Source organism: Nocardiopsis nanhaiensis, assembly GCF_054778635.1.
Map to the genome: position 1 here is coordinate 13700 of NZ_BAAGZJ010000090.1, position 17630 is coordinate 31329.

General features: G+C 69.8%; 20 protein-coding genes. 13 read left to right on the plus strand and 7 right to left on the minus strand.

Features of this window, described 5'->3' with window-relative positions; genetic code table 11:
- The first annotated feature begins 113 nt into the window (after positions 1–113).
- Positions 114–809, plus strand: coding sequence for a type 1 glutamine amidotransferase domain-containing protein (locus ACYVD1_RS29290; RefSeq protein WP_460777747.1), 696 nt, complete (start codon positions 114–116; stop codon positions 807–809).
- A gap of 37 nt (positions 810–846) precedes the next feature.
- Here ACYVD1_RS29290 and ACYVD1_RS29295 read toward each other — a convergent pair whose 3' ends face one another.
- On the minus strand, positions 847–1572 hold the full coding sequence (locus ACYVD1_RS29295) for a bacteriocin fulvocin C-related protein (RefSeq protein WP_460777748.1): 726 nt from the start codon (positions 1570–1572) through the stop codon (positions 847–849).
- Between the two features lie 418 nt (positions 1573–1990).
- The gene (locus ACYVD1_RS29300; RefSeq protein ID WP_460777749.1) at positions 1991–2380 is read right to left on the minus strand and encodes a hypothetical protein; all 390 of its coding nucleotides are present in this window, start codon (positions 2378–2380) and stop codon (positions 1991–1993) included.
- A gap of 120 nt (positions 2381–2500) precedes the next feature.
- Between ACYVD1_RS29300 and ACYVD1_RS29305 the strand changes: the two genes are divergently transcribed.
- From ACYVD1_RS29305 to ACYVD1_RS29315, 3 genes are all read left to right on the plus strand, one after another.
- The gene (locus ACYVD1_RS29305) at positions 2501–2902 is read left to right on the plus strand and encodes a nuclear transport factor 2 family protein (RefSeq protein ID WP_460777750.1); all 402 of its coding nucleotides are present in this window, start codon (positions 2501–2503) and stop codon (positions 2900–2902) included.
- Positions 2903–3025: 123 nt separating this feature from the next.
- Positions 3026–3625 (plus strand): PadR family transcriptional regulator, encoded by a 600-nt coding sequence (locus ACYVD1_RS29310; RefSeq protein ID WP_460777751.1) that lies wholly within the window; start codon positions 3026–3028, stop codon positions 3623–3625.
- Positions 3622–5082 carry an FAD-dependent monooxygenase gene (locus ACYVD1_RS29315; RefSeq protein WP_460777752.1) on the plus strand — a complete coding sequence of 487 codons (1461 nt, stop codon included), beginning with the start codon at positions 3622–3624 and terminating at the stop codon, positions 5080–5082. The genes ACYVD1_RS29310 and ACYVD1_RS29315 overlap by 4 nt, the downstream gene beginning before the upstream one ends.
- A 26-nt stretch (positions 5083–5108) precedes the next feature.
- Here the strand turns inward: ACYVD1_RS29315 and ACYVD1_RS29320 are convergent, their stop codons facing one another.
- Entirely contained in the window at positions 5109–6020 is a 912-nt protein-coding gene (locus tag ACYVD1_RS29320; RefSeq protein WP_460777753.1) for a LysR family transcriptional regulator, read from the minus strand.
- A 104-nt stretch (positions 6021–6124) separates the two neighbouring features.
- Between ACYVD1_RS29320 and ACYVD1_RS29325 the strand changes: the two genes are divergently transcribed.
- From ACYVD1_RS29325 to ACYVD1_RS29345, 5 genes are all read left to right on the plus strand, one after another.
- Positions 6125–6331 (plus strand): hypothetical protein, encoded by a 207-nt coding sequence (locus ACYVD1_RS29325; protein ID WP_460777754.1) that lies wholly within the window; start codon positions 6125–6127, stop codon positions 6329–6331.
- 99 nt (positions 6332–6430) lie between these two features.
- Positions 6431–7126, plus strand: a complete 696-nt coding sequence (locus tag ACYVD1_RS29330; RefSeq protein ID WP_460777755.1) for a metal-dependent transcriptional regulator — start codon at positions 6431–6433, stop codon at positions 7124–7126.
- A 15-nt stretch (positions 7127–7141) separates the two neighbouring features.
- Positions 7142–7267, plus strand: a complete 126-nt coding sequence (locus ACYVD1_RS29335; RefSeq protein WP_460777756.1) for a hypothetical protein — start codon at positions 7142–7144, stop codon at positions 7265–7267.
- Between the two features lie 125 nt (positions 7268–7392).
- Positions 7393–7746, plus strand: a complete 354-nt coding sequence (locus tag ACYVD1_RS29340; RefSeq protein WP_460777757.1) for a hypothetical protein — start codon at positions 7393–7395, stop codon at positions 7744–7746.
- 69 nt (positions 7747–7815) lie between these two features.
- Positions 7816–8616 carry a class I SAM-dependent methyltransferase gene (locus ACYVD1_RS29345; RefSeq protein WP_460777758.1) on the plus strand — a complete coding sequence of 267 codons (801 nt, stop codon included), beginning with the start codon at positions 7816–7818 and terminating at the stop codon, positions 8614–8616.
- Positions 8617–8657: 41 nt separating this feature from the next.
- Here ACYVD1_RS29345 and ACYVD1_RS29350 read toward each other — a convergent pair whose 3' ends face one another.
- Together ACYVD1_RS29350 and ACYVD1_RS29355 are read right to left on the minus strand one after the other, a co-directional pair.
- A complete protein-coding gene (locus ACYVD1_RS29350; RefSeq protein ID WP_460777759.1) occupies positions 8658–10259 on the minus strand; it encodes an alkaline phosphatase D family protein in 1602 nt (533 codons plus the stop codon).
- Between the two features lie 210 nt (positions 10260–10469).
- The gene (locus tag ACYVD1_RS29355) at positions 10470–11420 is read right to left on the minus strand and encodes an NAD(P)-dependent alcohol dehydrogenase (protein WP_460777765.1); all 951 of its coding nucleotides are present in this window, start codon (positions 11418–11420) and stop codon (positions 10470–10472) included.
- Between the two features lie 121 nt (positions 11421–11541).
- Here ACYVD1_RS29355 and ACYVD1_RS29360 point away from each other — a divergent pair, with 121 nt between their 5' ends.
- The 3 genes from ACYVD1_RS29360 to ACYVD1_RS29370 all read left to right on the plus strand — a co-directional run bounded on the left by ACYVD1_RS29360 (position 11542) and on the right by ACYVD1_RS29370 (position 14751).
- Complete coding sequence (locus tag ACYVD1_RS29360; protein WP_460777760.1) at positions 11542–12180, plus strand: TetR/AcrR family transcriptional regulator; 639 nt, start codon at positions 11542–11544, stop codon at positions 12178–12180.
- Between the two features lie 170 nt (positions 12181–12350).
- Positions 12351–13592, plus strand: coding sequence for an MFS transporter (locus ACYVD1_RS29365; protein ID WP_460777766.1), 1242 nt, complete (start codon positions 12351–12353; stop codon positions 13590–13592).
- 304 nt (positions 13593–13896) lie between these two features.
- Positions 13897–14751 carry an alpha/beta fold hydrolase gene (locus ACYVD1_RS29370; protein WP_460777761.1) on the plus strand — a complete coding sequence of 285 codons (855 nt, stop codon included), beginning with the start codon at positions 13897–13899 and terminating at the stop codon, positions 14749–14751.
- A 66-nt stretch (positions 14752–14817) separates the two neighbouring features.
- On the opposite strand, the gene ACYVD1_RS29375 is transcribed toward ACYVD1_RS29370, so the two are convergent.
- Positions 14818–16131: a NupC/NupG family nucleoside CNT transporter gene (locus tag ACYVD1_RS29375; RefSeq protein WP_460777762.1), complete on the minus strand. Its 1314-nt coding sequence runs from the start codon at positions 16129–16131 to the stop codon at positions 14818–14820.
- Between the two features lie 61 nt (positions 16132–16192).
- The gene (locus ACYVD1_RS29380; protein ID WP_460777763.1) at positions 16193–16330 is read right to left on the minus strand and encodes a hypothetical protein; all 138 of its coding nucleotides are present in this window, start codon (positions 16328–16330) and stop codon (positions 16193–16195) included.
- A 159-nt stretch (positions 16331–16489) separates the two neighbouring features.
- Between ACYVD1_RS29380 and ACYVD1_RS29385 the strand changes: the two genes are divergently transcribed.
- On the plus strand, positions 16490–17506 hold the full coding sequence (locus tag ACYVD1_RS29385) for a LacI family DNA-binding transcriptional regulator (RefSeq protein WP_460777764.1): 1017 nt from the start codon (positions 16490–16492) through the stop codon (positions 17504–17506).
- The last annotated feature ends 124 nt before the right edge of the window (positions 17507–17630 follow it).

A 17630-nucleotide genomic window follows, 5' to 3' on the forward strand; every position in this document is an offset into this window, starting at 1 on the left:
AAACTAGCGTCGGTGACGTCGTGGTTCTGACGCTCCGTGACCGGAGGGTCGGCGACCCGCGACGCGCAACACTATCCAGGCCATCAGCCCGCGCACCTTCGGAGTGACACAGCATGTCCAAGATCCTTTTCGTGATGACCGGCGCCGATTCCTGGACCCTGGCCGACGGCACCAAGCACCCGACCGGCTTCTGGGCCGAGGAGGCCGTGGCCCCCTACGAGGCCTTCAAGGAAGCGGGGCACGAGATCGTCGTCGCCACCCCCGGCGGGGTCGTTCCGCCCGTCGACCAGGGCAGCCTCGCCGCCGACGCCAACGGCGGCCAGGAGAACGCGGACCGGGTCAAGGCCGCCCTGGACTCCTTCGACGAGCTCCGCGCACCCGTCAAGCTGGAGGACGTGGACCCGGCCGACTACGCCGCCGTCTTCTACCCCGGCGGGCACGGCCCCATGGAGGACCTGGCGGTGGACCCCGTCTCCGGGCGCCTGCTCACCAAGACCCTGGACGCGGGCACGCCGCTCGGGGTCGTCTGCCACGCTCCGGCCGCGTTCCTGGCCGCCGAGCGCTCCGACGGGCACAACGCGTTCTCCGGCTACCGGGTGTCGGCGTTCACCAACACCGAGGAGGCCCAGGCCGGGCTGGCCGACAAGGCCGCGTGGCTGCTCCAGGACCGTCTGGTCGCCGCGGGCCTGGACTTCCAGGAGGGTGAGCCTTGGGCGCCGAAGGTCGTGGTGGACCGCAACCTGGTCACCGGCCAGAACCCGGCCTCCTCCGCCCCGCTGGCCCAGGAGCTGCTCAAGCAGCTGGGCTGACCATCGGGCCGACCAGGTCCACAGCACGGGCCGGACCTCAGGGTTCGGCCCGCTCCCGTAGGCCGTCCCGGGTGTAGACCCACGCGGTTCCGCAGGTGAAGGGGACCTCCCGGCAGCCCTTGGACAGGCACGGCTCCCAGGCTCCGCAGCGCCCCCTCTTCGCCGGGTTGGTCTCGTGCGGATCCGGTTCGTCGGGGCCCAGCGTGGCCAGCAGGGCGTGGGCCTCCTCCGTACCGAAGGCGGAGACGGCCAGTCCGCGCAGTTCCCGTTCCCGGGTCGGGTCCAAGCCGTCACGGAACACCAGCCGGTCGGAGAGCATCCCCCGCGCCAGGTCGACCACCTCGCGCTGGGCCGCCGTGAGCCGGGGATGTGCCCGCTCGTAGCGGCGCAGGTGCTCCAGCCACAGGTCGCGGCGCGCATCGGGGGAGAGCTCAGAGAAGACGAGACGGCGCCGGACCAGCGGGTGGGCGGCGAACTCGTCGTAGTCCCGGGGGAGCCTGGCGCGGTTGGCCTCCACCCACTCGCGGGCCAGGGCGTGGTCGGAGCGGGCCAGCGCGGGTGTACGCCCGGCGAGGGCCAGGGACACGGCCACCATGCTTCCGGCGATCAGTCCCGGCAGGCGGGGCCTCCGGGGAGTATCCGGGGCGGGGATGCGGGCCCGTTCCCAAGGTGTGCGTCGGCGCTGGCGGCTCAGCTCGCCGAGGGCGTCCAGGACCCGCAGTGTGGCGAGTGCGCCCAGCCCGCGGACGAAGGGGTGGATCATCGATACCCCGCTCCAGCAGCGGACCCGGGTTCCGTGATGGCGTACCAGTATGGGCACCCATGGGGCGTTGGGCCCCCACTGCCGCAGCCGCCATTCCCGCACGTCCGGATGGGTGAGGGGCAGTGTCTCCAACCTGCCGCTCGAGACCGCCTCCACCGTGGCGGAGATATCCGCGCACCTGCCACAGGAGGAGTCGAAAGCCAACACGTACCGAGCCCGAACGTCCTTCAATGCATTCCCTTCCCGACCACCACCTCCCAGTGTTGAGGCGCTAGAGCCCTTGTGGGGCGGATTTTCGGAAGTTCACGCAACTAATCGACGGCGCCGAGGCGCATAAACGGCACGAACACGGATGAATCCGTTTCCCCGCCGCCGCTTCCTGTGATCAGCGCGGTCTGCTGCGAGGGCGCGGTCAGGATCAGGCTTCGACGGGTTCCACCGCCGCTGAGTCCAGGACGACCTGGTGGACGGTCCAGCAGTCAGAGCTCTCCGTCCCGACCTCAGCGCCGCAGCCAGCGCACAGCAGGTTCAGCCCGTCGATCCCGGCAGGGCCGCAGCAACCGCTCATCCTGCGCCGGTCAGCGGTGTACCGGGTGCCGGGCACATCGGCACGGGCGAGGACTGGGTTCCCGGAACCTTCGCGTTGGCCGCGCCCGGGGAACGCGAAGGTTCCGGGGGTCATCCGGGGCGGGCAGTCCGCCCTCCCCAAGTCGAAGGGGCTGGCGGCATCGTCGATGTCGGGCAGCGGTACCTCGCGCATGGCGTTGGTCAGAGCGGTCCGGCAGTCACGGCAACGGAATGCTGGCATGCACCCAAGCATGGGTCGGACCCGTCCGCTTTCTCCACCGGGTTTTTCGGGCGTGTGGGAAACACGGTGCCCGGGCCGGTGGATAAGCCGTAGGATCCGCGACAACCGAGTGGAGGACCCATGGACAACGGGCACGGCGGGTGCGACGAGGTCGAGCAGGCGATCGCGGCGGAGCTGCGGTTGCACTCGCCATCGGTGCGTACCTCGCGGCAGCTGGCCGGGGAGCTCCTGGACCCCGAGTTCGTCGAGGTGGGCAAGTCGGGGCGCCGGTGGGACCGGGAGCGGATGCTCGCCGACCTGCCCGCGATGACCTCCGGCGAAGCGATCCGGGTCCTGGACCTGCGCGGCACCCGGCTCGCGCCCGGAATCGTGCACCTGACGTACGCCACCTCGGTGGGTGGGCGCCATGCCCTGCGCAGCTCGCTGTGGCGGCGCGGCGCAGACGGCCGGTGGCGGATGTTCTACCACCAGGGCACACCTTCGGCGCTCCCACAGGGCTCACCCCAGAACCCCGTCAACTGAGTTCAAGGCCGCTGGGAGCCGGGACCGTGCCTCGGACGGACCACTCCTGTCCGACCCGGGCTCAGCCCTGCTTGGGTGTATAGTCGAGTTCGACTATTCTATTTCGACTAGAGAAGGATGCCGGTGGCACCCAGACGCAAGAACGCCAACCCGCTGGCCCTGGCCGTCATGGGACTGCTCCAGGAACGGCCCATGCACCCCTACGAGATGACCTCCACGCTGCGTGAGCGCCACATGGACACCACGTTCAAGCTCAGCACCGGCACCCTCTACAGCACCGTGGAAGCCCTCGTCCGCGACGGCTGGATCCAGCCCCACGCCACCGTCCGCGAAGGCAACCGCCCCCAGCGCACCGTCTACGCGCACACGGAGCCGGGGGAGCGGGAATTCCTTGCCTGGCTCGACTCGATCATCCGTACCCCGTCACCGGAATACCCCGTCTTCCTGTCCGCCGTCGCCTACCTCGGCGCCCTCGGCCCCGACCGTGCCCAGCACGCGTTGACCCAGCGGGCCGAACTGCTGCGCGAGCAGATCGAGTCGGCGCGCACCGACCTCGAGGAGGTCACCGCCGACCACGAACTCCCCCGGCTGTTCCTCATCGAGGTCGAGTACGCCGTGCACATGAGCGAGGCCGAACTCGCCTGGGTCACCCGTACCCTCGACGAGATTCGCACCGGGAGCCTGTCCTGGCCCGCCGCCCCGGCCACCGAGGCGGCCGAATGAGCACACAGACCGACACCGACGTCCTCGTCGCGGGGGCCGGGCCCGCCGGGCTCATGCTCGCCATCGAACTCCACTCCCGCGGCGCGAACGTGACCGTGGTGGAAGCCCAGCCGGAGCGCTCGGGTTTCAGCCGCGGCTTCACTCTCAATTCCCGAAGCCTGGACCTCCTCGCCCGCCGGGGCCTTGCCGAACCGTTCCTGGCGGAGGGGTGGCGCACACCGCACGCGCCCTTCGTGAGCCTGCCGGTCACGGCCGATCTGACCGGGGCCGCCACCGACCACCCCTTCACCCTGGGCATCGCACAGAACCGGGTCGAGGAACTCCTGGAACAACACCTCCTCGCCTCCGGCGCCACGATCCTGCGCGGTCACTCGCTCAGCGATCTCAGCCAGGGACCGGACACGGTCACCGCCGCCCTCGACACCCCCGACGGTCCGCACACCCTGCGCGCCGCCTACCTGGCGGGATGCGACGGCAGCCGCAGCACCGTACGCAGACGCTCCGGGATCGACTTCCCCGGAACCGGGGCCAGTACCTACACCCTCATGGGCGACCTCGTCCTCGGCGAGAAGGAAGAGATCGGCTTCGGCGTCACCGAAGGCCCCGGCGGCCAGCTCTTCGCCGTACCGCGCCCCGACCACGTGCGCCTGGCCGTCGAGGACCCCGCGCCGCCGGCCAACATCCGGGAGACGGTCACCCTGGAGCGGTTCCGCGAGGTGGTGGAGGGTGTGCTCGGCCGCTCCCTGGATATCGAACGGGCCCTGTGGCTGACCAGGTTCGGCGACGCCGCGCGCCAGGCCGCGACCTACCGGCAGGGGCGGGTTCTGCTGGCCGGTGACGCCGCCCACATCCACCCGCCCTCCGGGGCCACCGGGGTGAACGTGGCCCTGGACGACGCGGTCAACCTCGGCTGGAAGCTGGCCGCCGAGGTGGCGGGGACCGCCCCGGAGGGCCTCCTCGACAGCTACCACGCCGAACGCCACCCCGCGGGGGTCGCGGTCCTGGCCAGCACCCGCGCCCAAGCGCTCCTGGGGCAGGCCGGACCGGAGCTGGAACCGGTGGCAGAATTGCTCACCCGGGTCTTCTCCCACCCCGACGCGGGCCGTGTCCTCGCTGAGGCCGCCACCGGCCTGGACACCCGGTACGAGACACACGCCCGGTCCCCGGAGGCGCACCCCTGGGTGGGGCGGATGGTCCCCGATGTGTACGCCCGTACCTCTGGGAGAGACACGTCGCTGTCCCGACTGCTGGCCGAGGGAAGACCGGTGCTCCTTGGCGCATCCACCGGGACCAAGAGCTCCGCCGAAGACGTCACCGTGGCCGAATGGAAAGGGTCCGGTGCGGCCTCGGCTGTTCTGGTACGCCCCGACGGGCACGCGATCTGGGTCCGCGCCGAGGACGGGCATGAGTCCGGGCCTCTGGGGGAGGCCCTCGCCCGTTGGTGCCCGCGCGATTAGCAAAAGCCTGGGGTGACAAGGGAACGTCAGGCAACGGCGCCGGGGGCGATGCGCTCCAGTTCGGCTACGGCGGCGGCGATCGCGGGGTGTCTGCGCGAGCCAGCCCGGGTGAACGTGAGCAGTGTGCGCGAGGGGGAGGGGGTTCCCTCCAACCGCACCCGAGTGACCGCCAAGTCCGGGGACAGATCCGCAAGACGCGGCACGAGCGCCACCCCCAGGCCATGGGCGACGAGGGATGCCACCGAACCCCAGGCCAGCGCCTGGTGCTCGCCCTGCGGGGTGAAGCCCACCGCCCCGCACGCGGTCATGGCGTGGGCGCGACAGGTCGTTCCCGGCGGAGGCAGGATCCACGACTCCCGCGATGTTTCCACGAGGGGCACGCTCGCCCGGTCCGCCAGCCGGTGCCCGTCTGGGACCAGCAGGTCGAGTGGGTCCTCGAGCAGGGGATTCTGTTCGAAGCGGGTGTCGCTCAGCGACGGGGTGCTGGGGGCGGACTCGAGGACGGTGAGGTCGATATCACCCCGAAAAAGCAGGTCCAGGCTCTCTCCGGGCTCCGATTCCAGGACCCTGACGTCTAGGCGTGGGTAGTCTGTGTACAGTGCGGCGGCCATGGGGGCCAGCAACCGGGACAGCGCGACGGGGAAGCTGGCGACGCGCAGCGGTCCGGACGGTTCCGTCCCCAGCCCGCGCATCTCGACCTCCGCCTGCTCCCATCGGGCCTGGATCGCGTCAGCGTGCTCCAACAGGCTTCGCGCGGCCGGAGTCAGCCGCACGCCGCGCCCCTGGGGTTCCAGCAGAGTCACGTCCAGCTCTCTGGCGAGCTGGCGGATCTGCTGGGAGGCGGCCGAGGGGGTGAAGTGCAGCGCTTCGGCTGCCGCGGTCACCGTTCCGTGGTGGGCCACGGCCCGCAGGATGCGGAGCCGGCGAAGATCGATCATGTAGGCAATTCTTCAGAGTACTATCCAGAAACTCAACCTGGACCGCGAGGGTTCGGGGGCGTGATGCTGGATCGGAGAAGACGACAACAAACACGAGGTGCCCGATGACCAGCGTCTGCCCGCACTGCGGTTGGCCCGACGGCCAGCCCTTCTCGGTGCTCTCCCAGCACCGGACCGGAAACGGCCTCACCGTGTGGTCGCGGTGTGCCTGCGGGTCGACGCAGGTCCGCGAGGTCGGTGTCGCCGGCACCCGGATCATCTCGCGCGGCCGCCCCACCCAGGCACACCAGAACCCGCCCTGCGCCGCCTAAGGCGGCCAAGTAGCACCCGCGCCCTCGGCCGCGCGCGTTGTCCACAGGCGCGGCGGCGGTGATCGTGGGCCCCCGCCGGTCCGCGATACGGTTACGGGCATGGGGAACACACCGGCACGGCCGTCCACTTCGGCCGAGGACTACGTGAAGGTCATCTACGACCTCCAGGAGCGAGGCACCGGACCGGTGACCATCTCCGGGATGGCCGAGCGGCTAGCCGTGTCCAACTCATCCGTGTCCGGGATGCTCCGCAAACTCAACGAACTCGGTTTCGTTGAGCACCAGCGCTACGGAAACGTCAGCCTGACCGACACCGGGACCAAGGCCGCCCTGGCGGTTCTGCGCCGCCACCGGCTCCTGGAGACCTACCTGGTGGCTGAGCTGGGTTACTCCTGGGACGAGGTCCACGACGAGGCCGAAATCCTCGAGCACGTGGTTTCGGACAAGTTCGTCGACCGCATAGCCACCCACCTGGGCGACCCGGTGGTGGACCCGCACGGAGACCCCATCCCCACCAAGGAGGGCACCATCGTCGAGCGGGAGTCCGTGCTGCTCTCCGACGCCGAGGCCGGGACCTCCGGGGTGATCGTCCGGGTCAACGACACCGACCCCGAGCTCCTGCGCTACCTCGCCGACATCGACATCGGCATCGGCATGAGCGTGGAGGTCGTCGAGCGCCTGCCCTTCGCCGGATCGATCCAGATCTCAGTGCACCCGGAGAAGGACGACGAGGTACGCGAACAGGCCCTGGGCCTGGTCGCCGCCGAAGCCCTGTGGCTCAGCCCCGAGAAGTAGGGGAGGGGGCCGGACATGTCCTCTCAGCCTGCGGGTGAAGAGCCCTCCGAACCCTGGTACCGGGTGCCGATGCGCTCACCTGGCGGCTACACCGCCGATGAGCTGGACCGTTGCGGTGAGCTTCCGCCCACACCGAGCTGATTGACGCAAGCCTGGTCTTCTCCCTCTTCGCGGGGGACGTCCAGGCGCTTGTGCGTTCGGCACTCGACCGTTACCGCGGCGAAGCGTCTCCGGTAGAGGCCGAGGAGGAGGGGCGTCCGGGGGGCATGATCAAACTGGGGTACGCCGACCCGCACAGCGACATCCTGAGTGTCCAGGTCCAGGCCGCCGATGCCGAGTGGTGTTCCTGGTTCCCTCCGGCCGCGGTCGCGTTGGTGATCGAAGTGGCCCCTGCTGGCGAGTCGTCCCGGTCCGCGGAACGGGCGCGGGCACACCTAGCGACCGGTGTCCCCCTCTTCTGGTCGTTCGAGGAGGACGCGGACGCCACGGTAGTGCACGTCCACGAACTCGCTAACGATGCGAGATCCGCTCGACCAACCGTGCTGCGGGACCGCCTCCAGGCAGCACGGCCGTTCGAGGTCGACTTCGACCTCAGCAGGATCCGGCCGGTGCGAAGCTGACCCGCGCGATCAGGGCTCCCCCTCCCGGGGTAGGACCTCCTCGGAAAAGTCCTCGGAAGGGAGCACAGCATGGCCACCAAGGTAGGTAGGGTCCAACTCGACGAGGTCGAGGAGACCCTGCTGTGGACCGTGTACAGCAAGGTGCTCGACTTCCGAAACGCACATCCGGTGCTGGGCGACATCTGGGCCGTGGACGTGTTCGACCGCCTCGACTTCGATCAGCGCGTGCTCCGGGGAGTGTCCAGCGACCGGTACATGGTGCTGCTGCGGGCCCGGTGCATCGACACGTGGGCGCGGCGGTGGATCGCCGAGAACCCCGAGGGCACCGTCCTGCACCTGGCCTGCGGACTGGACGCCCGGGCGCTGAGGCTGGGTCTGCCGCGCGGCGGGCGCTGGTTCGACCTGGACCTGCCCAACGTTGTCGAACTCCGCCGCGGCCTGCTGCCCGAGCCCGACGGTTACCGGTTGCTGTCCGGGTCGGTCACCGAACCCGCCTGGCTCGACCAGGTCCCCGCCGACGCTCCCGTGCTGGTCATCGCCGAGGGCTTGGTCGAGTACCTGCCCCGGGAGCAGACACGGCTGCTCCTGGACCGCCTGATCGACCACTTCTCCCGAGGAGGAGAACTGGTCTTCGACACGGTGCGGCCCTGGGTGGGCCGGATGGCGCGGATGGTCGGCCGACGGATGCACGGCATGGCCGACCCCCGAAGCCCTGAGCACTGGAACCCGCGGCTGACGTTGGCTGAGGACTTCCCCCTGATGTCCGGCCACGAGGAAGTCCCCGAACGCTTCTACCGCGCCTCTTATCAGCTGATGAACGGGTGGGAGCCCACCCGTTCAGCCATGCGGGTCTCGCGCTTCCGCTTCTGAGAGGTCGCCTGACGCGCACCGTCTCGTGTGCCAGACACCCGTCACGCGTCGGGACGGACCCCCGGTGTGCCGGCGTCGATGACGAAACTGGCCCGGTCGCGGATGGGGGCACCCGGCTCGCTCACGTAGTCGACCACCCGGTAGTCGGCGGTCCACTCGGTCGGGGTGACCGTGTTGCGCACGTAGCCGCGGTGGCGGTTGATGAACCTGATGTGCGGGTTCTCCGAGAGCTGGACCGCGTCGGTGGGGTCCTGCTCCGATCCGTCCCGGCCGCTGGTGAAGGACGTGCCCACCAGCTCGGTGGCGACCGTCGCCGAGTCCGGGTCGTCGAAGTCGGCCTTGACGTCCACCACGTAGTTGGCGTGCACGTCCCCGGTGATCACGACCGGGTTGGCCATCCCGGCGAGCTCGTCGCGGACGCTGTTCCGCTCCACCATGTAGTTGTCCCAGGCGTCGTCGCTGAAGTGGGTGTCCGGGCCCTCGGCGAAGTCGCGCTGGGAGAAGAAGACCTGCTGGGCCAGGATGTTCCAGGTCGCGGAGGACCCAGCCAGCCCCCGGGACAGCCACCGGCGCTGGTCCGCGCCGAGCAGGGTGCGGTCGGGGTCGTCGCGCTCGTAGTCCTCCACCTGCTCGTCCCGGTACTGGCGCGTGTCCAGCAAGTGCAGGTCGACCAGGTTCCCGAAGGCCAGCCTGCGGTACAGGTGCAGGTCGGGTCCGGCGGGGCGTTGTGCGGCGCGCAGGGGCATGTGCTCGTAGTAGGCCTTGAGTGCGTGCTCGCGGCGGATCAGGAATTTCTCCGGGGGTATGTCCTCCTCGTAGGAGGTGTCGTCGGCCCAGTTGTTCTCCAACTCGTGGTCGTCGAAGACCACCGCCCACGGGAAGGCCGCGTGCGCCGCTTGGAGGTTGTGGTCGGTCTTGTACTGAGCGTGCCGGAGCCGGTACTCGGTCAGGGAGCGGGCATCGGTCTCAGGGAAGTGTCCGCGGCCGATGTCGCCCTGGTCTGGGGTCTCGTAGATGTAGTCGCCGAGGAAGGCCACCAGGTCCAGGTCCTCCTCCGCCAGGTGGGCCTGGGCGGTGTAATACCCGTGGGTGTAGCTCTGGCAGCTGGCGAAGGCGAAGGTGAACCGGTCCAGGCGGCTGCCGGGCAGGGGCGCGGTCCTGGTCCGGCCCACCGGGCTGATCTCGCCCGCGGCGCGGAAGCGGTAGAAGTAGTCGGCCCGAGGGCGCAGGCCCTCTACTTCCACGTGTACCGAGTGGGCGTGGTCGGGGCCGGTGCTGACCATGCCGGAGGCGGCCAGGGTCGCGAAGTTCTCGTCCGGAGAGACCTGCCACTCCACCTCCACCGTGCGGTCGGGCATACCTCCCAGGCCGTTCTCGGCGAGGGGGTCGGGTGCGAGGCGGGTCCAGAGCACGACACCGTCGTGGAGGGGGTCACCGGAGGCGACACCCAGGGAGAAGGGTTCGGAGATCACGGGTCCTCGGGGGGTAGGGGTGGCCGCGAGGGCGGAGGGCGTGACCAGAGTGCTACCCAGAGCGGCCGCGCCCAATGTGACCGCACCGCCGACGAGTGCCTGTCGGCGGGTCGTAGCGGGTCCTGAGACGGGGGATCGGGACGGTTCGGGGGATGCTGTGGTGCCCGGCATGCACGGTCTCCTGGAGATCGTGGGAGGAACCGCCCCGACGGATACGGGACGGGAAGGAGCGTGCACTATCCCGCCACGGGAAGTGGTACGTCCCAACTCCTACGCGGTGAACGTTACACTTCATTAGGTAACGCGAGCGTGACCTAGAGTTACCATCGGGAATGCCGTGTCGCGTTGAGAGCTAGGATCGGGGCGCCCTCGACGGCAAGCTCACTGCAGGCGCACGACGTGCTTGCCCCGGACACCTCCGGCCTCCAGCGCGCGGTGGGCCTTCGCGATGTCGGCGAGTTCGTGCACCGTGTCCACGACCGGCCGGACCTCGCCGCGCTCCACGTAACCGGCCAGATCCGTGAAGAGGTCCGTCTTCGGGTTGCCGCTGAAGAACACGATCCGACGCCGTCCCAGCACCTGTGACCCCAGGATGTGCAGCACCGAGGCGAACGAACCGATGCCCACCGCCACTATGCGCCCGCCGGGGGCGAGCAGCCGTCGGTAGGCGGGCAGGTTGGTGGCGACGGTGTCGACAACCGCGTCGAACCGCTCCAGCCGAGCCAGCTCGCGAGGGCCGGTGGTCGCGTAGTCGAAGGCCTCGTCAGCGCCGAGGCCGCGGACGAAGTCGAGGTTGCGGGCTCCGGCCAGCGCGGTTACATGCGCCCCCATGGCCTTGGCGAGCTGGACGACCACGCTGCCCACCCCGCCGCTGGCCCCGCGTACGAGCGCCCGCTCGCCCGACCTGACCTTCGCCTTGTCCCGCAGCGCGGTGATTCCGGTGGTACCCCCGACGGCCAGTGAAACCGCCTCGAACGGGTCGAGTCCAGTGGGGCTGTGGGACACCTGTTCGGGGCGCACGGCCACGTACTCGGCGGTGGCACTGCCCCCCGTCCGCCCCACGCTGCCCCACACCCGGTCACCCACGGCAAGCCCGCGCACCCGGGCGCCCACCTCGGCGACCTCACCGGCGAAGTCGATGCCGATGCCCTTCGGGAACCTCCGTCCGACCAGTAGCGAGAGCCGCCCCGCGCGCATCAGCAGCTCGCCGCCGTTCACAGAGCTGGCGTGCGCCCGCACCAGAATCTGGTCCGGCCCCGGCACCGGGCAGGGGAGCGTGCCCTCGTACAGCACCTCGGGAGGCCCGTACCTGTCGTAGCGGGCCGCGCGCATCTCCGCCAACGTCTTCTCCGTCCGCTTCGGTTCAAGAGAGGGACAGTTCGTGCCCTCCGCCGTCGCCTAAGCTAACAAGAGAAACGGAGGGCGCTATCCGTTTTTAGCTAATGTGAGAGGCATGCCGACGGAATCCTCTCGGAAGCCACGATCCGACGCCCTGCACAACCGCCGCCGCATCCTCGAAGCGGCCCGAATCGCCTTCGCCGAAGGCGGCATCGACGTGTCGATGACCGAGATCGCCCGCCGGTGCGGGGTCGGCATCGCCACCCTCTACCGCCACTTCCCCGCCAAGAACGACCTGGTCATAGAGGTGTTCACAGATCAGATCGCCGACTGTGTGGCGGTCATCGACGACGCCCTCGCCGACCCCGACCCCTGGCACGGGTTCCGCACCGTGATCGAGAAGCTGTGTACGATGCAGGCCGTCGACCGCGGACTGGCCACCGTGTTCCTGGCCACCGCCCCCGACCTCACGGCCTTCGAGCTGGAGCGCGTCCGGGCCGAGAACGTCTTCGCCGAGCTCGCCCGCCGCGCCAAGGCCACCGGGCAGTTGCGCCCCGACTTCGTCCGCGACGACCTCACACTGGTCATCATGGCCAACAGCGGCATCACCGCCGACTCCGAGGAAGCGGCTCTGGCCGCCTCGCGGCGGCTGGCGGCCTACCTCATCCAGTCCTTCCGGTCCGACCCCGTGCGCGCACCGCTCCCACCCGTCCCCAGGCTCGGCCCGCACCCGGCACTACGGAAGCCGGACTGACCACACCTCTCCCCAAATCCCCTCGCGCTGCCCCGCCCGGATCTTCTAACCTGGACGTATGAGACAGCGACATTAACTCCTAGGCCGAGGCCGGTCCGAGGCGTACGCCCGCGGACCGCCGGATGACCACCACATCCGGTGTCCGTAGTTCGCCCGACCGAAAGACCTCCATGACGCCCCTGCCCTCGCGCGTGTCCGCCACGCGCATCTCCAGGCTGACTTGGCCCGTCTACGCGTACGCGTTCTTCACGGAGTTCGTCCTCCTCTACCCGCTGTACGCCCTGCTGTTCACCGAGACCGGACTGTCGGTCGCCCAAATCAGCTCGCTCTTCGTCGTCTGGTCCCTCACCGGCGTGCTCTTGGCCGTCCCCGCCGGAACCTGGGCCGATATCGTGCCTCGCCGCTACCTGCTGGCCGCCGCACCGGTGCTGGCCGGGGCGGGGTTCGCGCTCTGGCTGCTCTTCCCCTCCTACTGGGTGTTCGCCCTCGGCTTCGTCCTGTGGGGCGCGGGCGGCGCCCTGGCCTCGGGCGCTTTCGAGGCGCTCGTCTACACCGAACTCGCACACCGCGGTATCGCGTACCGCTACGCCCGCGTCATGGGTGTGACCCGGGCCTTGGGTGTGGCGTCGGTGGGCGCGGCCACACTGCTCGCCGTGCCGGTGATGGCCCACGGCGGCTACGCGGCGATCGGCGCGGCCAGCGTGGCCGCCTGTGCCCTGTGCGCCCTGTCCGGTTTGGCTCTGCCCGAGGACCGCGCCGCGAGCGGGGACCCCGGCGGCGGGGGCGACCAAGCCTCCGAGCCCGGTTACCGCGAGACCATGCGGGTCGGCCTGGCCGAGGCCCGCCGCAGCCGGACCGTACGCGCCGCGATCGTGCTGGTCGTCCTGATCACCGCGTTCTGGGAGACGCTGGAGGAGTACATACCCCTGTTGGCCTCCTCCGCGGGGGTCGCCACCGGAGACGTCCCCTTGGTGGTGCTGACGGTGTGGACCTGCGTCACGGTGGGTGGGCTGCTGGCCGGACCGGCGGCCCGTCTGAACCACCTGGCGCTCGGCGCGCTCCTCGTCCTGGCCGCGGTCGCGATCGGTGCGGGAGCCCTTCTGTCTGACCCGGTGGGCTGGGTCCTGCTCGGATGCGGTTTCGGTGTCTGCCAGATGATGAGTGTCGTGGCCGATGCCCGGCTGCAGGACAGCATCTCCGGCCCCAGCCGGGCCACGGTCACCTCGCTGGCCGGTATGGGCACGGAATCGGTGGGAATCGCGACGTTCCTGCTGTACACGGGGGCGTTCCTTGCCATGGGGCACGGCCCGGCCTTCGCGGTGTTCGCCGCCCCGTATCTGCTCGCCGCTGTGCTGATGGCCTGTGGTGGCCGCAGGCAGGCCGTGGGCGCGGCCCGCCGAGCAGGGCTGTGACCAGGGCTCTGGCCGGGAACGCGCCCAGCCGTTCAGGGGCCGGTCCGAACCTCTCCAGAGAATTTCCGGTACTCGAAAGTTAAAAGGACCGAACCCTTCCGGCTCACCACGCGTCTCTACGTGTGTCGGGACATCCAGACCCCGACACGGATGCGGCGGGCCCCGAGTCCGCCGCAGCGCACCGTGCCCGAGGACGGCGGGCCACGGCGCTCGGGCCGTAGGTGACGAGGGACCACCTACGGCCCGACCACTTTCCCGAAGGCCACTATTCAAGGCCTTGCGCCCGTGAATAGCATCGTTTCTTGTGACACACCAGACGAGGAACACCGCGAAGAGTGACGACCCGGACACCGTGCACGTGCGCGGGATCGGTGTCAGTTACACCGATCGCGGAGCGGGATGCCCCGTCCTGTTCATCCACGGTCACCCCTTCGACAAGAGCATGTGGGAACCCCAGGTCAGAGCATTGGCTGGGCGGGGCTACCGGACCATCGTCCCGGACCTGCGCGGCTACGGCCGCACCACCGTCTTCCCTGGCTTCACCTCGATGGACTCCTTCGCCAGAGATCTCGTGGCCCTCCTGGACCACCTGGAGATCGACGTGGTCAACGTGGTGGGCCTGTCCATGGGCGGCCAGATCGCGCTGGAGATGTACCGGCTCTTCCCCGACCGGGTGGACTCGCTGACACTGGCGGCGACCAACCCGATGCCGGAGACCGAACAGGGAAGGCTCTCCCGCAAGCGCATGGCCGCGCGCCTGCGCGAGGAGGGGATGCGCGGCTACGCCGACGAGATGCTGGTCGGCATGATGACCGCCGACAACGTACGCGACCTGCCCGCGGTCGCCGACCACGTGCGCGCGATGATGTACGCCGCCCCGCCCGAGGGCGCGGCCGCCGCGCAGCTGGGCCGGGCCGAGCGCCCCGACCACACGGTGCTGCTGCCCCGTATCTCGGCCCCCACCCTGCTGGTGGTGGGCCAACACGACGGTTTCACGCCGCCCGAGGGCGCCGAGCTGATGCACGTCCAGGTGCCGGACTCGGCCGTGGAGATCGTCGAGGGCGCGGGACACCTGCCCAACCTGGAACGCCCGGAAAGGTTCAACGAGGTGCAGCGCCGTTTCCTGGAACAGGCCAGGACCCGCTCTAGAATCCGCTGAACGGGTCGCCGCCCTGACCGGCGCCCACTCCTGCTCACGTCGGTGGGCGCGGCCGGGGCAACACCGCTAGGAGATGAGCATCCCGGCGATGGCGGCGCTCATCAGGTTGGCCAGGGTCCCGGCGAGGATGGCGCGCAGGCCCAGTTCGGCGATGTCGCCCCTACGACTGGGGGCCAGGCTGCCCAGGCCGCCGAGCAGAATCGCTAGCGAGGAGAGGTTGGCGAAGCCGGTCAGCGCGAACGTGGTGATCGCCGCGGTCTTGGGACTGAAGTCGTCGGCCTGTGGGCCGAAGTCCACGAAGGCCACGAACTCGTTCAGTACGATCTTTTGCCCCACGAAGCTGCCGGAGGCCACCGCCTCGCTCCACGGCACGCCCACGAGCGTCATCACCGGGGCGAACAGGTAGCCGATCAGCTGCTCGAAGCTCAGGTCCGGGGCGCCGAAGAGTCCACCGACCGCGCCCAGTAGCAGGTTCATCAGGGCGATCAGCGAGATGAACGCCAACAGCATGCCGCCGATGGTCGCGGCGAGTTTGAGACCGTCGGCCGCTCCCCTGGCAGCGGCGTCGATGACGTTGCGCGGCTTGTCCTGCCCAGGCTCTACCTCGTTCGACTCGCCCGATCCACTCTCCTGCTCCGTCTCGGTCGCGTCGCTCGTCCCAGCATCGCCGGGCACGCCGACCGGGGACGAGGTGGGCGCGGCGTCCGGACCGTTGAGCCGTGCGGCGGTGACCGCCTCGGAGGAGTCCGCGGGCCGCTCGGTCTCGGGAATGATGATCTTGGCCATCAGCAGCCCCGCCGGAGCTGCCATGAAACTCGCCGCGATCAGGTAGTCCAGTCGCGCGCCCAGCAGCGCGTAGCCGAGCAGCACCGTCCCGGCCACGGTCGAGACCCCGCCGACCATCACCGCGAACAGCTCCGACCTGGTCATCCGCTTCAGGTAGGGGCGGATGAACAGCGGTGCCTCGGTCTGTCCCACGAACATGTTGGCGGCGGCGTTCATCGACTCCGCCCGGCTCGTGCCGAGCACCCAGTGCAGCGCGCCGCCGATGACGTTGACGACCCGCTGCATGATGCCCAGATAGAAGAGCACCGCGACCAGGGACGCCACGAAGATGACCACGGGGAGCACCTGCAAGGCGAAGACCGTGCCCTCGCCCTCGACCAGGTCGCCGAACAGGAAGGCGATCCCGGCGTCGGAGGCGGAGATGACCGCGCCGACCCCGTTCGAGGCCCACGTGAGCGCTTGCTGACCGGGTTCCCAGTAAAGGACCACCACCCCGATAGTCACCTGAATGGCCAGCGCACCGGCAACCGTGCGCAGCTTGATCGCGCGGCGGTTGGTGGAGACGGCGACCGCGATGGCGATCAGAGCAGCCATGCCGCCCATTCCCCAGAGTATGTTCATCGTTCTCTCTCGCTCTTGGCTGCCGACGGCTCGGTCAGAGGCTGGGGCGGCACAGCAGGGTCCCGGTGTAGTGGGCGCTGAAGTCGCGCGGCCCGGTGCCGAGCAGGCACTGCAGAGCGACGGCGTCGTCCAGGCCCGGACCGCTGTCCAGGACGATGGGGGCAAGTGCCACGGCATACCTCTCTGTCGGTAAACGTTCTCCCATACGCTGCTAGGTGATCTTCCCCATGTCAATTTCCAGCCATCAAAAGTCAAGGTCAAAGACGATCACCCCAGGGATGTGTCGATGATAACGTTTACCCTCTTCTGCTCGCGGCGATGAGGGGAACACATGCCAGAGGTGACACTGCGCGAGGTGGCCCAAGAGTCGGGCTACTCCGTGGCCACCGTCTCCCGCGTCCTGGCCGGCACCCGCACCGTCGGAGCGCAGACCGAGCGCAGGGTCCGCGCGGTCGCCGCGCACCTGGGCTACCGGCCCAACCAGGTGGCCCGCGCGCTGCGCAGTCGCTCGACCGGAACCATCGGCATGGTCCTGCCACAGATCACCAACCCGTTCTTCCCCGCGCTCGTGCGCGCCGTGGAGCACGCGCTGCACAGCCGCGGCCGCGCCCTGCTCATCGCCGACTGCGACGACGACCCGGCCGTGGAGGCCGACCGAGTCAGCGCGCTCCTGGACCGCCAAGTGGACGCGCTGCTGGTGATCCCCGTGCACGAGGAGCACAGCCGGGTGGCGGTGCGCGCCGCGGCCGAGCGCGTGCCCCTAGTGCAGCTGGACCGCCGCTGCGGCACCGACGTCGCCGACACCGTGGCAGTCGACAACACCGCCGGGATGACCCTGGTACTGGACCACCTGGCCCGCACCGGCCGCAGCCGCCCCTGCTTCCTCGGCTCGGACGGGACCGACTCCGCCGCCGTGGAACGGCGCGCCGCCTACCAAGGCGCCCTCTCGGCCCGGGACCCTGAGGGGGCCTCCCGCGTGGTGCTGGGCGACTTCTCCGTGGAGTGGGGCCGCGCCGCGGCCGAGCGCGTGTGGCCCGACCGTCCCGACGCGCTCGTGTGTGCCAACGACCTGATCGCGGTCGGTGCCATGCAGCAGCTGCGCCGGATGGGCGCGGACGTGCCCGGTCAGATCGCCGTCACCGGGTTCGACGACGTCGCGATCGCCTCCCTCGCCGAACCCGCCCTGACCACCGTCCGGCAACCCGTCACCGGACTTGCCGAGGAGGCCGTGCGCCTGCTCGACCAGTCCCTGGGCGAGCAGGGGTCCAGACCGAACCACGCGGTGCGCCTGGCCCCTGAGCTCGTCGAGCGCGCCTCGACCGCACCGCGTACGAAGGAAGCGCATTGATCTGGTTTTGGGCGGTGCAGACCCCGTCCCTTCAGGGCGGGGATAACCGCCCCCGCTCAGAAAAGTCACACCCTCCCGCTACGGTCCTGTCCAGGATCGAGGAGGGAGGTGTGTGCTGTGCTGA

Coding starts and splice junctions, on each gene's coding strand:
- ACYVD1_RS29360 (WP_460777760.1), top strand. CDS start 11,542: ATGCCGACGGAATCCTCTCGGAAGCCACGATCCGACGCCCTGCACAAC.
- ACYVD1_RS29305 (WP_460777750.1), top strand. CDS start 2,501: ATGGACAACGGGCACGGCGGGTGCGACGAGGTCGAGCAGGCGATCGCG.
- ACYVD1_RS29315 (WP_460777752.1), top strand. CDS start 3,622: ATGAGCACACAGACCGACACCGACGTCCTCGTCGCGGGGGCCGGGCCC.
- ACYVD1_RS29295 (WP_460777748.1), bottom strand. CDS start 1,572: ATGATCCACCCCTTCGTCCGCGGGCTGGGCGCACTCGCCACACTGCGG.
- ACYVD1_RS29365 (WP_460777766.1), top strand. CDS start 12,351: ATGACGCCCCTGCCCTCGCGCGTGTCCGCCACGCGCATCTCCAGGCTG.
- ACYVD1_RS29385 (WP_460777764.1), top strand. CDS start 16,490: ATGCCAGAGGTGACACTGCGCGAGGTGGCCCAAGAGTCGGGCTACTCC.
- ACYVD1_RS29355 (WP_460777765.1), bottom strand. CDS start 11,420: ATGCGCGCGGCCCGCTACGACAGGTACGGGCCTCCCGAGGTGCTGTAC.
- ACYVD1_RS29330 (WP_460777755.1), top strand. CDS start 6,431: ATGGGGAACACACCGGCACGGCCGTCCACTTCGGCCGAGGACTACGTG.
- ACYVD1_RS29300 (WP_460777749.1), bottom strand. CDS start 2,380: ATGCCAGCATTCCGTTGCCGTGACTGCCGGACCGCTCTGACCAACGCC.
- ACYVD1_RS29340 (WP_460777757.1), top strand. CDS start 7,393: ATGATCAAACTGGGGTACGCCGACCCGCACAGCGACATCCTGAGTGTC.
- ACYVD1_RS29375 (WP_460777762.1), bottom strand. CDS start 16,131: ATGGCTGCTCTGATCGCCATCGCGGTCGCCGTCTCCACCAACCGCCGC.
- ACYVD1_RS29350 (WP_460777759.1), bottom strand. CDS start 10,259: ATGCCGGGCACCACAGCATCCCCCGAACCGTCCCGATCCCCCGTCTCA.
- ACYVD1_RS29325 (WP_460777754.1), top strand. CDS start 6,125: ATGACCAGCGTCTGCCCGCACTGCGGTTGGCCCGACGGCCAGCCCTTC.
- ACYVD1_RS29335 (WP_460777756.1), top strand. CDS start 7,142: ATGTCCTCTCAGCCTGCGGGTGAAGAGCCCTCCGAACCCTGGTACCGG.
- ACYVD1_RS29345 (WP_460777758.1), top strand. CDS start 7,816: ATGGCCACCAAGGTAGGTAGGGTCCAACTCGACGAGGTCGAGGAGACC.
- ACYVD1_RS29290 (WP_460777747.1), top strand. CDS start 114: ATGTCCAAGATCCTTTTCGTGATGACCGGCGCCGATTCCTGGACCCTG.
- ACYVD1_RS29320 (WP_460777753.1), bottom strand. CDS start 6,020: ATGATCGATCTTCGCCGGCTCCGCATCCTGCGGGCCGTGGCCCACCAC.